Source organism: gamma proteobacterium symbiont of Axiagastus rosmarus (assembly GCF_059730925.1).
This window is the reverse complement of record NZ_AP035925.1, coordinates 2,323,047-2,337,032: the sequence shown is the minus strand read 5'-3', so window position 1 is coordinate 2,337,032 and position 13,986 is coordinate 2,323,047. Positions and strand designations below refer to the sequence as shown.

The following is a 13,986-nucleotide window of genomic DNA, read 5'->3' as shown; positions in this document are numbered from 1 at the left end:
CGTTGCGCACCTTCCGGAGTGTCGATGCAATTTATTAATAGCTGGCAGCAGACGTTGCCGGGATTCTACACCGCGCTGGACCCAACGCCGCTTGCCGGCGGGCGGTTGTGTTATCACAATGCCGCGCTGGCGCAGGAGATGGGCCTGGATGCCGCGCTGTTTGCTGGCCAGGGCCACGGCGTGTGGTATGGCGCAGCGTTGCTTCCCGGCATGTCGCCGCTGGCGCAGGTCTACAGCGGGCACCAGTTTGGCATGTGGGCCGGTCAGCTGGGCGACGGCCGCGGTCTGCTGCTTGGCGAACAGCAACTGGCCGACGGCCGCAAACTTGACTGGCATCTGAAAGGCGCGGGGCTTACCCCCTATTCACGCATGGGCGATGGCCGCGCGGTGATCCGCTCCAGCGTGCGCGAGTTTCTCGCCTCGGAAGCACTGCACCATCTTGGCATCCCGACCACGCGCGCGCTGGCGCTGGCCATTGGCGACGAACCGGTCCAGCGTGAAACCCGCGAGCGCGGCGCGATGCTGATGCGCATCGCCGACAGCCATCTGCGCTTTGGTCACTTCGAGCATTTCTATTACGGCGGCGAGCCGGAGAAAGTGCGCCAGCTGGCGGACTACGCGATTCATCATCACTGGCCGCAGCTGGAGCAGGAGGCCGATCGCTACCTGTTGTGGTTTACCGATATCGTCAAACGCACCGCCAGCCTGATTGCCCAGTGGCAGAGCGTCGGCTTCGCGCATGGCGTGATGAACACCGATAATATGTCGATCCTCGGCCTGACGCTCGATTACGGGCCTTACGGTTTCCTTGATGACTACGATGCGGATTTCATCTGTAATCACAGCGATTATCAGGGGCGCTACGCCTTCAGCAACCAGCCGATGATCGGCTTGTGGAATCTTAACCGCCTGGCGCACGCGCTGTCCGGCTTGCTGAGCACTGAGCAGTTGAAACAGGCGCTTAGCCATTACGAGAGCGAGCTGATGCGGGTGTGGGGCGAGAAAATGCGCGCGAAGCTCGGGTTGCTGACCGCCGATGCGGGGGATAACGCCATCCTCACTGACCTGCTGGCGCTGATGACGGCAGAGCACAGCGATTACACCCTGACGTTCCGCCTGCTGAGCGAGACGCAGCAGGCAGAGACGCGTTCACCGCTGCGCGATGAGTTTATCGACCGTGACGCCTTCGACCGCTGGTATCACGGCTATCGCCAGCGCCTGCTGCAGGATGGCGTCAGCGATGCGCAGCGTCAGGCAGTCATGAAAGCGGCTAACCCGGCGCTGGTGTTGCGCAACTATCTGGCCCAGCAGGTAATCGATGAGGTTGAGCAGGGGGAAACGGCGGCGCTGGCCAGATTACATCTGGCGCTGCAGCAGCCGTTTAACGAGGCGGCTATCAGCCCGGAACTGCGCCAGCGGCCGCCGGAGTGGGGAAAAACGCTGGAGGTAAGCTGCTCCAGCTAGCAGGCATCAGAAGCGGCTGTCCACGGCAGCCGCCAGCAGCGCCAGCACCTCCGCGCTGTCATCCCAGCCGAGGCACGGATCGGTAATCGACTGGCCGTAGGTCAGCGGCTGGCCGCTCACCACTTTCTGATTTCCCTCCTGCAGGAAACTCTCAATCATCACTCCCGCCACTGCCCGCGAACCGGCACGGATCTGCGCCGCCACGTCCTGCGCCACATCGCGCTGGCGGCGATGCTGCTTCAGGCAGTTGCCGTGGCTGAAGTCGATCACCAGCTGTTCCGGCAGGTTGAAGTCGCGCAGGTTGGCGGCCGCAGCGGCGACATCTTCAGCGTGGTAGTTCGGCTGACGCCCGCCGCGCAGGATCACGTGACCGTGCGGGTTGCCGCTGGTCTGATAAATCGTCATCTGCCCGGTTTTGTCAGGTGACAGGAACATATGGCTGACGCGCGCGGCGCGAATCGCATCAACCGCGATCTGCACGTTGCCGTCGGTGCCATTCTTGAAGCCCACCGGGCAGGAGAGCGCCGAGGCCATTTCACGGTGAATCTGGCTCTCGGTGGTGCGCGCGCCAATTGCGCCCCAGCTGATCAGGTCGGCAATAAACTGGCCGATCACCATATCGAGAAATTCCGTGGCGGTTGGCATGCCGATGGCGTTGATATCCAGCAGCAGCTGGCGCGCGATAGCGATGCCGCGGTTGACGTCGAAGCTGCCATCGAGATCCGGATCGGAAATCAGACCCTTCCAGCCCACCACGGTGCGCGGCTTCTCAAAGTAGGCGCGCATCACAATTTCCAGCCGGTCCTTGTGCTGTTCACGCAGCAGATTGAGACGCTCTGCGTACTCCAGCGCAGCCTTGGGATCGTGCAGCGAGCAGGGGCCGATAATCACCAGCAGGCGTGGATCTTCACCGGTCAGGATGCGCGCGATGCGCTGACGCGCGGCGGTAACGTTAGCGGCAATCGCCGCCGAAATGGGGTGTTGTTGCGCCAGCGCGGCCGGCGTCAGCAGCGTGCCGATGCGCGCGGTGCGCAGTTCATCAGTTTTGTTCATTGGGATTCTCAAAATCTGTTCTTCGCAGCGGTGAAATACCGGGAAGTGATGATGATCACAATAAACCATTAGCCCGTGAATTCAACCAGCTAAATCAAAAGGCTATTCATTACTGACGGCAGCCAGGCTTTACAACCTGGCAGGTGAGGTCAGTACATGCTGCGGCGCAGGCCCATGATGTCGAGGATTTTGGTGGCGATCTCTTCGACAGAGTAATTGGTGCTGTTGAGATAGCGAATCTGATGGGTGCGGAACAGCGCTTCCACTTCACCGACCTCCAGCCGGCACTGACGCATCGACGCATAGCGGGTATTTTCAGCGCGCTCCTGACGAATCGCCGCCAGCCGTTCCGGATCGATGGTCAGGCCAAACAGCTTGTGCTGATGGGCGCGCAGCGCAGGCGGCAGCTTTAGGTTATCCATGTCATCAGCGATGAACGGATAGTTAGCCGCGCGGACGCCAAACTGCATCGCCAGATACAGGCTGGTCGGGGTTTTGCCGCAGCGCGATACCCCCAGCAGAATCACCTGCGCATCTTCCAGCCCGCGCAGCGAAATACCGTCATCGTGCGCCAGGGTGTAATCAATCGCGGCGATACGGGCATCGTATTTGCCTAAGTTACTGGCGGTCAGGCCGTGGGTGCGGTGCGCCACCGGCATCGAGGCCACGCCCAGTTCACTCTGCAGCGGTGCCACCAGCGCCTGCACGATGTCCTGGCAGAAGCCTTCGCTCTCCAGAATGATGTCGCGCACCTCGGGTGTGACAATCGAGAAAAACACCAGCGGGCGCACGCCGCTCTGCTGGTAGAGCGCATTAATCTGGGCTTTCACCGCCTGGGCGCGCTGCACATTCTCCACGAACGGCAGCGTCACGCTGTTGGTATTCACCGGAAACTGTGACAGCACCGCGTGGCCCAGCACTTCCGCGGTGATGGCGGTGCCGTCAGAGATATAGAATACGCTGCGTTCAGTGCTCATGGTTGACCTCATGCTTTTGTTTACTTTTGCGTAACATTATCACCTAAAATATTTCATTTTTACTAAAGGTAAAATGAAATATCCATATCTGGCCGGCGAATAATCTATTTTTACGCTGCGCTGATTACCCATCATAGATGAAATGCCAGGTTATTCAGCGCTAATTTCTCGCTTTTGCCCGCGCGGGCGCAAAATAAAAACGGCAAGCGTTGCGCAACAAAAAACGCGGCTAACCTCATGAAAAAGTGAAAAATATCGCATTGCCAATAGGTTGGTAAAAAATAGCTGCGTTGCGCAACAAGGCGCTTTTCGGGGAGTAATCCGATTTTAACGCTGATTTTCTGCTTTAACGATTCAACACTTAGTCTTTATTAATTGATTGTGCCAGGCTGATTTGGCGAATAGCAAAATGTTCCATGTGCTCCAATCATTTAAAAGGATAATCTCAATGTCCAATCAAGACCAACAGTCGCTAGTGCTCTGGTACAACCAGCTTGGCATGCATGATGTTGATCGGGTAGGGGGCAAGAATGCTTCCCTGGGAGAAATGATTACCAATTTGTCGTCGCTCGGGGTATCCGTGCCAAACGGCTACGCGACGACATCTTACGCTTTTAATCAGTTTCTCGACCAAAGCGGACTGAACCAGCGTATTTATGCATTGCTGGACAACACGGATATTGATGATGTTGCAGCGCTGGCGCAGGCCGGCAAACAGATTCGTCAATGGGTGGTGGATACGCCTTTCCAGCCAGAGCTGGAAGCGGCGATCCGCAGCGCCTATGAACAACTTTCTGCTGATGACGCCGAAGCCTCCTTTGCGGTGCGCTCTTCGGCCACCGCCGAGGATATGCCCGATGCCTCGTTTGCCGGCCAGCAGGAAACTTTCCTTAACGTGCAGGGCTTCGACGCGGTGCTGGTGGCCGTGAAGCACGTATTCGCCTCGCTGTTTAACGATCGCGCCATTTCATACCGCGTGCACCAGGGCTACGACCACCGTGGCGTGGCGCTCTCAGCCGGTGTGCAGCGCATGGTACGTTCCGATCTCGCCTCCTCCGGCGTGATGTTCACCATTGATACCGAATCCGGCTTCGACCAGGTGGTGTTCATCACCTCGGCGTTCGGTCTTGGCGAAATGGTGGTGCAGGGCGCGGTTAACCCGGATGAGTTTTACGTGCACAAACCGACGCTGGCTGCTAATCGCCCGGCGATTGTGCGCCGTACCCTGGGCTCGAAGAAGATCCGCATGGTGTATGCCGATTCGCAGGAGCACGGCGAACAGGTGCGCATTGAGGACGTGGAACAGGAACAGCGAGACCGCTTTAGCCTGACCGATGACGAAGTGCAGGCGCTGGCGCGCCAGGCGGTGCTGATTGAGCAGCACTATAAGCGTCCGATGGATATTGAATGGGCCAAAGATGGCCACACCGGCAAACTGTTCATCGTGCAGGCGCGGCCGGAAACGGTGCGTTCCAACGGACAGGTGATGGAACGCTACAGCCTGCAGGGCAAAGGCAGCGTGCTGGTGGAAGGCCGGGCCATCGGCCATCGCATCGGTGCGGGTGAAGTGAAGGTGATTCACGACATTAGCGAGATGCACCGCATCGAGAAAGGCGATGTGCTGGTCACCGACATGACCGACCCGGACTGGGAGCCGATCATGAAGAAGGCGTCGGCGATCGTCACCAACCGTGGCGGCCGGACCTGTCACGCGGCAATCATTGCGCGCGAGCTGGGCATTCCGGCGGTGGTGGGCTGTGGTGACGCCACTGAGCACCTGAAGGACGGTCATAAGGTCACGGTGTCATGCGCCGAAGGCGATACCGGCTATGTGTATAACGATCTGCTGGACTTTGAAGTTACCAGCTCGCAGGTTGATACCATGCCGGATCTGCCGCTGAAAATTATGATGAACGTCGGTAACCCGGATCGCGCGTTTGATTTTGCCTGCCTGCCAAATGAAGGCGTTGGGCTGGCGCGTCTGGAGTTCATCATCAACCGCATGATTGGCGTGCACCCGAAAGCCTTGCTGGAGTTTGATCAGCAGACGCCGGAACTGCAGGCGCAGATTGGTCAGATGATGAAAGGCTTTGACGATCCGGTGGAATTCTACATCGCGCGCCTGACCGAAGGGATCGCCACGCTGGGCGCGGCCTTCGCGCCGAAGCGCGTCATTGTGCGGTTGTCGGATTTCAAAACCAACGAGTATGCCAACCTGGTCGGCGGCGAGCGTTACGAGCCGGAAGAGGAAAACCCGATGCTGGGCTTCCGCGGCGCCGGACGCTACGTGGCGGACAGCTTCCGCGACTGCTTTGCGCTGGAGTGTGAAGCCGTGAAGCGCGTGCGCAACGACATGGGGCTGACCAACGTTGAGATCATGGTGCCGTTTGTACGCACCGTCGATCAGGCCGAAGCCGTGGTAGCCGAGCTGGCGAAGCAGGGCCTGAAACGCGGCGAGAACGGACTGAAGGTGATCATGATGTGCGAGATCCCGTCCAACGCGCTGCTGGCAGAGCAGTTCCTGCAGCACTTTGACGGCTTCTCTATCGGCTCCAACGACATGACGCAGCTGGCGCTGGGGCTGGATCGCGACTCCGGCGTGGTGTCGGCGCTGTTTGATGAGCGCAACGATGCGGTGAAGGCGCTGCTGTCGATGTCGATTCAGGCGGCGAAGAAGCAGGGCAAATACGTCGGTATCTGCGGCCAGGGGCCTTCCGATCATCAGGACTTTGCTGCCTGGCTGATGGAGCAGGGCATCGACAGCCTGTCGCTCAACCCGGATACCGTGGTGGAAACCTGGCTGAGCCTGGCTGAGCTGGACGCGGCCAAAGCGTAATCTGTTACACCTGCCTGGTGCCCGGCAACCGTCGGGCACCCGTCTGTTCTCCCATCCCACTTTTCATCACCTAAGATTGCCATAAACCCAGCGCTGACGGCGTTCGCCGCTGGGCCGCGCTGTTTATCGCTGAATTGCAGGCAAAAAAAAGCCCATCACAGGGGATGGGCAAAGACTACACACAGCAATTCTTCACTTTACTCAGGGGAAAAAGGTTGTTTAAAAATCAGTGGCTTGATTTAAAACATAGTGAACATGTTATTCACCGCCGCCGCTGGCGTCTTTAAGAATCCTCTTATTAGTTTAAAGCTGATAATCTTTCATTACGTTTTATCACCCATCCGGCACAGGAATCAGTGCGAAAAATAATCATTTTATCGGTGCGATCGGGCTTAAACGCTGAAAAGTGCGTTTTTTCTTAAAAATCACTAATGGAAAAAATTATTGTGCCGCGAAATTAAGTGGTACGGATTAATGAGTGTTAACCACGGCTGACTAATGCAAATCGCGTTGGGTGCGGAGAGGGAAAAGCGGATAAGCAAACCGGGCTGGGCGCCCGGTTATGCGTCGGAAGCGCGTTACGGCTGCGGCTCTTCGTGTTCGGCCAGTGCTTCGATGGCCGTTTCCGGATCGTCATCCGGCGCCGGCGCTTCATGCATCCACACCGAAACCAGCCGGTAAGAGACCGCCAGTACGACCGGACCGATAAACAGTCCAATCATACCGAAGGCGATCAGCCCGCCGATGACGCCGGAAAGTATCAGAATCATCGGTAAATCAGCGCCCATGCGAATCAGCATCGGACGCAGCACGTTATCCAGCGTGCCGACCACGCAGCTCCATACTAACAGCACCGTGCCCCAGGTGGTGTCGCCGCTCCAGTAGAGCCAGATAATTGCCGGCACCAGCACAATCAACGGTCCAAGCTGCACCAGGCAGGTAAGAATCATTAATACGGTCAGCAGCGTGGCATACGGAATGCCGGAAATCGCCAGGCCGATGCCGCCCAGCACGCCCTGCACCAGCGCGGTCACCACCACGCCGAGCGCCACGGCGCGGATCGCCTGACCGGCCAGCAGCACGGCGGCGTCACCGCGCCGTCCGCCCATGCGGTAGGCAAAGTGACGGATGCCGAGACCAACCTGCTCACCGCGCCAGTACAGCAGCACGCTGAACAGCAGCATCAGGGCAAGGTGCAGCATGAAACGGCCAAAGTGTCCGGCCTGGGCGACAAAGAAGCCGGTGGTGCGGCCAATATAAGGCTGGACCTGGCTCATGATCGCCGCGCCGCCGCCGTCGATCAGTTTATGGTAGCTGGAATAGAGTTTGCGTCCGGCATAGGGAATATCGCGCAGCCAGGCGAGATCCGGCAGCACCAGATGGCGCTGGGTCGCCCAGGCGATGACCGGCGCGCTGTTATCAATCAGGCTGCTGACCAGCAGCGCGATAGGAATAATAAACAGCAGCAATAGCAGAATCGTCATGGCAATCACCGCCAGCGAACGGCGACCCCACAGCAGTTGCTGCAGACGAATCATCAGCGGCCAGGTGGCAATCACCACCATGCTGGCCCAGGCGAAGCCGAGAATGAACGGCTGCACCACCCACAGACAGGCAATGATCATCAGCAAAATAAACATCAGCGAGAACAACATTTGCGGTAGATCCACACCGCGTTGCAGGCTTTTCATCACAACACAGACCTCAGTAATCCTTCAGGAGGGCGCTCCGCGGCGCCTTCACAATGATGATCTATTTCCTGAAAATTAAACAGAAAAAGCAGCGCGACGCGGCCGTTTTCCTGAAAAAACAGCGGGCGGCAAAAAAATGTGATACAACCAAGAGCTGAAAAAAATTAACCACGCAAACGTTTACAACATCCCGGTCACGAAATAATGATCCCACAGATTTCTCAGGCGCCAGGCCTCGTTCAACTGGTGCTGACATTCCTGCAGTCGCTGAAAGAACAAGGTTTTACCGGCGACACCGCGACCAGCTATGCCGACCGCCTCACGCTCTCCACCGATAACAGCATCTATCAGCTCCTGCCCGATGCGGCGCTGTTTCCGCGCTCAACGGCGGACGTGGCGCTGATCGCCCGACTGGCTGGTGAGCCGCGTTTCAACAGCCTGGTGTTTACCCCGCGCGGCGGCGGTACCGGCACTAACGGGCAGTCGCTCAATCAGGGCATTGTGGTCGACATGTCGCGCTACATGAACCGTATCCTCGAGATCAACACCGAGCAGGGCTGGGTGCGGGTAGAAGCCGGCGTGGTGAAGGACCAGCTTAACGCCTGGCTCAGGCCGTACGGCTTTTTCTTCTCTCCGGAGCTGTCGACCAGTAACCGCGCCACGCTGGGCGGCATGATCAATACCGATGCCTCCGGTCAGGGCTCGCTGGTGTATGGCAAAACCTCCGATCATGTTGAAGGCCTGCGTGCCGTGCTGCTGGGCGGCGAAATTCTTGATACGCGCGCCATGCCCACCGCGCTGGCGGAACAGCTGGCCACGACGCCGACCGCTGAAGGGCGCATCTATAAAGCAGTGCTTAACCGCTGCCGCGAGCAGCGTGAACTGATTCTGGCAAAATTCCCCAAACTGAACCGCTTTCTCACCGGTTATGACCTGCGCCATGTGTTCAGTGATGATTTGCAAACTTTCGACCTGACGCGCCTGTTATGCGGCGCCGAAGGCACGCTGGCCTTTATCACCGAAGCCCGGCTGGATATCACACCCATTCCCAAAGTGCGCCGGCTGGTGAACATTAAGTACGATTCGTTCGATTCCGCTCTGCGCAATGCGCCTTTTATGGTCGAGGCGCAGGCCCTGTCGGTGGAGACAGTGGATTCGAAAGTGCTTAACCTGGCGCGCGAGGATATCGTCTGGCATTCGGTCAGCGAGCTGATCACCGATGTGCCAGGTAAAGAGATGCTCGGCCTGAATATTGTCGAGTTTGCCGGCGACGATGCGGCGCTGATTGCGCAGCAGGTGACGACGCTGTGCGCGCGGCTGGATGAGCTGATGGCGCAGCAGCAGGGCGGCGTGATGGGCTATCAGCTGTGTGATGATCTGGCGGGCATTGAGCGCATCTATAACATGCGTAAAAAAGCGGTGGGTCTGCTTGGCAACGCCAAAGGGCGCGCCAAACCGATTCCGTTCGTGGAAGATACCGCCGTGCCGCCGGAGCATCTGGCGGATTACATTGTGGATTTTCGTGCGCTGCTCGACAGCCACGGCCTGAGCTACGGCATGTTTGGTCACGTGGATGCCGGCGTGCTGCACGTGCGTCCGGCGCTGGACATGTGCGATCCGCAGCAGGAGATGCTGATGAAGCAGATCTCGGACGAAGTGGTGGCGCTTACCGCGCGCTACGGCGGTCTGCTGTGGGGCGAACATGGCAAAGGCTTCCGCGCCCAGTACAGTCCGGCGTTCTTTGGCGAAACGCTGTTTAATGAGCTGCGCCGCATCAAAGCGGCGTTCGATCCGGATAACCGTCTCAACCCCGGCAAAATCTGTACGCCGCTGGGTAACGACGAACCCATGATGCAGGTCGATGCGGCAACGCGCGGCAGCTGGGATCGCCAGATTCCGCTGACGGTACGCAATGACTGGCGCGGCGCGATGGAGTGTAACGGCAACGGACTGTGCTTTAACTTTGACGTGCGCAGCCCGATGTGCCCGTCGATGAAAATCACCCGCAACCGTATCCATTCGCCAAAAGGACGCGCCACGCTAACGCGTGAGTGGCTGCGCCTGCTGGCGGAGCAGGGCGTTGACCCGCTTAAGCTGGAGCAGGCCTTGCCAGCACAGGGCGCCAGCCTGCGCAGTCTGATTCAGCGCACGCGCAATTCGTGGCATGCGAAGCAGGGCGAATATGACTTCTCGCATGAAGTGAAAGAGGCGATGTCCGGCTGCCTGGCGTGTAAAGCCTGTTCGACCCAGTGCCCGATTAAAATCGATGTGCCGAACTTCCGCTCGCGCTTCCTGCAGCTTTATCACACCCGCTATCTGCGCCCGGTCAGCGACCATCTGGTGGCGTCGGTTGAAAGCTATGCGCCGCTGATGGCGAAAGCACCGCGGGTGTTCAACTTCTTCCTGAAACAGCCGTGGATGCGCGACCTCAGCCAGCGCCACATCGGCATGGTGGATCTGCCGCTGCTCTCCTCGCCGAGCCTCAAGCAGCAGCTGAGCGGCCACCCGGCGATGCGGGTTACGCTTGAGCAGCTGGAAGCGATGGATGCGGCCCAGCGCGAACAGCACGTGCTGGTGGTGCAGGATCCGTTTACCAGCTATTACGAAGCGCAGCTGGTGACCGATTTCATCCGGCTGATTGAAAAACTCGGCTACCGGCCGGTGCTGCTGCCGTTCTCACCTAACGGGAAAGCGCAGCACGTGAAAGGTTTTCTGCAGCGCTTTGCCCGCACCGCCGGCAAAACCGCCGAATTCCTCAACCGGGTGGCGCAGCTCGGTGTGCCAATGGTCGGTGTCGATCCGGCCACGGTATTGTGCTATCGCGACGAATATCAGCAGGTGCTGGGCGAGCAGCGCGGCGCGTTCAGTGTGCAGCTGGTGCATGAATGGCTGCACGGCGTGCTGGCCGGGCGCGAGGTGCAGATCGCCAGCGGCGAAGCCTGGTATCTGTTTGCCCACTGCACTGAGGTCACGGCGCTGCCGTCAACGCCCAATCAGTGGCAGGCTATTTTTGCCCGTTTTGGCGCGAAGCTGGAGAACATCAACGTGGGCTGCTGTGGCATGGCCGGCACTTATGGTCACGAGAGTAAAAACCTGGCCAACTCGCTGGGCATTTATGAACTGTCGTGGCATCCGCAACTGCAGAAGCTGCCGCGTCAGCGCTGTCTGGCGACCGGCTTCTCCTGCCGCAGCCAGGTGAAACGCGCCGAGGGCAACGGTATGCGCCATCCGCTACAGGCTTTGCTGGAATTGATGTAAACAAATTGTAGGAGCCGTCACAAAGCTGGATTAGAATATCCAGCCTGCGTGGCGGACGAAATCACTTTGCAGGCGGGTCGCCTGGTCCCAGTCGCCGCTGAGCGCCAGTTGATGACACAAACGGGTCAGCGACAGGCGCGCCAGCTGGTAAGCCTGAATACGGAACAGGCGATCGCGATCGGCATTGCCCATCTCCTGTACTAAGCGGTGGTGCAGCTTGCCCATCGCGTGCAGGTAGCTGTGATCGTCGCCGTTGAGCTGGCAGATTTCGGCCATGTCGAGACAGGTATCGTTAAAACGACGCAGTTGTTCAATGGAACAATCGGTGCGGTTGAGCTTTGCCTGAGCCAGATAGAAGTCGACGGTGATATCGCGGACCGAAAACTTATATTCGTCGATTTTGTGTTGTAACCAGGCTGAGACGGAAAGCGTCATGTCGCCACCCAAAGTAGGTTAATGATAATCATTATCATATTAAACCGCGCCAGGAATGCAATTCCCGCCGTGAAATTTTATTGATTTCCTTTGCCTGTTACAAAAATCGGCAATAACAATCTCTTTACATTCAGCAAAGGCGTAACCTATCAATCAGAGCATAAACGTAAAAAGCGAACTGGAAAATTTACGGCTTATGAACAGGTTACGTTCTGACGGCGCGCGCGGGAATGGCGCGCACAAGCTGGTGGGAAGGGACTATGCTTAATAAAGCAGCAGCAAAAAACAGCACGAGATGATTATCCCTGCAAAACAAGAGGTTGAAGTGATATCTGATATCACTACCATAGGGGGATAGCCTGAAAAGGCCCAGACTTACGAGGTAGCACTATGTCATCAGTAAATGCAGCGTCTTTTTCACCTGACGATTTCGTCTGGAAAGGGCTCACGCTGACCGAGTCGGCAGCGAAACAGATTCTCAGCCTGGTGAAACAGGACCCGGAAGTTAAGGGCCTGAAGCTGGGTGTGAAGCAGTCCGGCTGTGCCGGTTTTGGGTACGTTATGGATCTGGTGAAAGCGCCTGCCGATGACGACCTGCAGTTCGAGCAATATGGCGCAAAACTGTTTGTGCCGCTTCAGGCGATGCCGTTTGTTGACGGTACCGAGCTGGATTATGTCCGCGAAGGCCTGAACCAGATTTTTAAATTCAACAACCCTAAAGCTCAGCACGCCTGCGGGTGCGGTGAAAGCTTTGGCGTCGAGTAAGTGAAATATGTCACGACACAGCGAAGCATCTGACGATGTACAAACCTGGGAAGGCAGCCTGAACTACAAAGAAGGCTTCTTCACCCAGCTGCAAACCGACGAACTGGCACACGGCATCAATGAAGATGTGGTGCGTGCCATTTCGGCCAAACGTAACGAACCCGAGTGGATGCTGGAGTTCCGTCTTAAGGCGTTTCGCGCCTGGCTGGAGATGGAAGAGCCACACTGGCTGAAAGCGCACTACGACAAGCTCGATTATCAGGATTACAGCTACTATTCCGCGCCGTCCTGCGGCAATTGCGATGACAGCTGTGCCTCTGAACCGGGTGCCACCCAGACGTCCGGCAGCGTCGCCTCCAGCGATTACCTGACCAAAGAAGTGGAAGACGCGTTTAACCAGCTGGGCGTGCCGGTGCGTGAAGGCAGAGAAGTGGCGGTGGACGCCATTTTCGACTCGGTGTCCGTGTCGACCACTTATCGCGACAAGCTGGCTGAGCAGGGCATTATTTTCTGCTCCTTCGGTGAAGCGATCCACGATCATCCGGAGCTGGTACAGAAGTATCTTGGCACCGTGGTGCCGCACAACGATAACTTCTTTGCTGCGCTCAACTCTGCGGTGGCGTCCGACGGTACCTTCGTCTACATCCCGAAAGGCGTGCGTTGCCCGATGGAACTGTCGACCTATTTCCGCATCAACGCGGCGAAAACCGGCCAGTTCGAACGTACCATTCTGATTGCTGATGAAGACAGCTACGTCAGCTACATCGAAGGTTGTTCAGCGCCGGTACGCGACACCTACCAGCTGCACGCAGCGGTGGTTGAAGTGATCATCCACAAAAACGCCGAAGTGAAATACTCCACGGTGCAGAACTGGTTCCCGGGCGGAGAAGGCGAGGGCGGTATCCTCAACTTCGTGACCAAGCGTGCGCTGTGTGAAGGCGAGCACAGTAAGATGTCGTGGACGCAGTCCGAGACCGGCTCAGCCATCACCTGGAAATACCCGAGCTGCATCCTGCGCGGTGATTACTCAGTGGGCGAATTCTACTCCGTCGCGCTGACCAGCGGTCGCCAGCAGGCCGATACCGGTACCAAGATGATTCACATTGGTAAAAACACCAAATCGACCATCATCTCGAAAGGTATCTCGGCCGGTAAGAGCCAGAACACCTACCGCGGCCTGGTGAAAATCATGCCGACTGCGACTAACGCGCGTAACTTCACCCAGTGTGACTCGATGCTGATTGGGCCAGACTGCGGTGCGCACACCTTCCCGTATGTGGAAACGCGCAACAACAGCGCGCAGCTTGAGCACGAAGCCACGACGTCGCGCATCGGTGAAGATCAGATGTTCTACTGCCTGCAGCGCGGCATTAGCGAAGAAGATGCGATCTCGATGATCGTCAACGGCTTCTGTAAAGACGTTTTCTCCGAGCTGCCACTGGAATTCGCCGTGGAAGCGCAAAAACTGTTAGCGATCAGCCTTGAGCACAGTGTCGGCTGATGCCAC

General features: G+C 57.8%; 9 protein-coding genes and 1 other RNA gene. 5 read left to right on the top strand and 5 right to left on the bottom strand.

From position 1 onward, the window contains the following. Positions 1-24 precede the first annotated feature (24 nt). Positions 25-1,464 carry a protein adenylyltransferase SelO gene (locus tag AC6I8F_RS10870; RefSeq protein WP_498028024.1) on the top strand — a complete coding sequence of 480 codons (1,440 nt, stop codon included), beginning with the start codon at positions 25-27 and terminating at the stop codon, positions 1,462-1,464. A gap of 6 nt (positions 1,465-1,470) precedes the next feature. On the opposite strand, the gene AC6I8F_RS10865 is transcribed toward AC6I8F_RS10870, so the two are convergent. Together AC6I8F_RS10865 and ppsR are read right to left on the bottom strand one after the other, a co-directional pair. Further along, positions 1,471-2,517, bottom strand: coding sequence for a 3-deoxy-7-phosphoheptulonate synthase (locus AC6I8F_RS10865; protein ID WP_021506238.1), 1,047 nt, complete (start codon positions 2,515-2,517; stop codon positions 1,471-1,473). Positions 2,518-2,666: 149 nt separating this feature from the next. Continuing rightward, positions 2,667-3,494 (bottom strand): posphoenolpyruvate synthetase regulatory kinase/phosphorylase PpsR, encoded by an 828-nt coding sequence (gene ppsR / locus AC6I8F_RS10860; RefSeq protein WP_021506237.1) that lies wholly within the window; start codon positions 3,492-3,494, stop codon positions 2,667-2,669. Positions 3,495-3,942: 448 nt separating this feature from the next. Here ppsR and ppsA point away from each other — a divergent pair, with 448 nt between their 5' ends. Continuing rightward, positions 3,943-6,330: a phosphoenolpyruvate synthase gene (gene ppsA / locus AC6I8F_RS10855; protein ID WP_058757679.1), complete on the top strand. Its 2,388-nt coding sequence runs from the start codon at positions 3,943-3,945 to the stop codon at positions 6,328-6,330. Positions 6,331-6,470: 140 nt separating this feature from the next. On the opposite strand, the gene rprA is transcribed toward ppsA, so the two are convergent. Then, positions 6,471-6,578, bottom strand: an RNA gene (gene rprA / locus AC6I8F_RS10850) — antisense sRNA RprA. 330 nt (positions 6,579-6,908) lie between these two features. Next, complete coding sequence (gene ydiK / locus AC6I8F_RS10845; protein ID WP_021506235.1) at positions 6,909-8,021, bottom strand: AI-2E family transporter YdiK; 1,113 nt, start codon at positions 8,019-8,021, stop codon at positions 6,909-6,911. Between the two features lie 204 nt (positions 8,022-8,225). On the opposite strand from ydiK, the gene ydiJ reads away from it, so the two are divergent. Then, entirely contained in the window at positions 8,226-11,279 is a 3,054-nt protein-coding gene (ydiJ, locus tag AC6I8F_RS10840; RefSeq protein WP_152391073.1) for a D-2-hydroxyglutarate dehydrogenase YdiJ, read from the top strand. A 30-nt stretch (positions 11,280-11,309) separates the two neighbouring features. On the opposite strand, the gene AC6I8F_RS10835 is transcribed toward ydiJ, so the two are convergent. Further along, positions 11,310-11,714, bottom strand: coding sequence for a hypothetical protein (locus AC6I8F_RS10835; protein ID WP_021506233.1), 405 nt, complete (start codon positions 11,712-11,714; stop codon positions 11,310-11,312). Positions 11,715-12,104: 390 nt separating this feature from the next. Here AC6I8F_RS10835 and sufA point away from each other — a divergent pair, with 390 nt between their 5' ends. Together sufA and sufB are read left to right on the top strand one after the other, a co-directional pair. Continuing rightward, positions 12,105-12,479: a Fe-S cluster assembly scaffold SufA gene (gene sufA / locus AC6I8F_RS10830; protein WP_059012318.1), complete on the top strand. Its 375-nt coding sequence runs from the start codon at positions 12,105-12,107 to the stop codon at positions 12,477-12,479. Positions 12,480-12,486: 7 nt separating this feature from the next. Continuing rightward, entirely contained in the window at positions 12,487-13,980 is a 1,494-nt protein-coding gene (sufB, locus tag AC6I8F_RS10825; protein WP_021506232.1) for a Fe-S cluster assembly protein SufB, read from the top strand. Positions 13,981-13,986 lie beyond the last annotated feature (6 nt).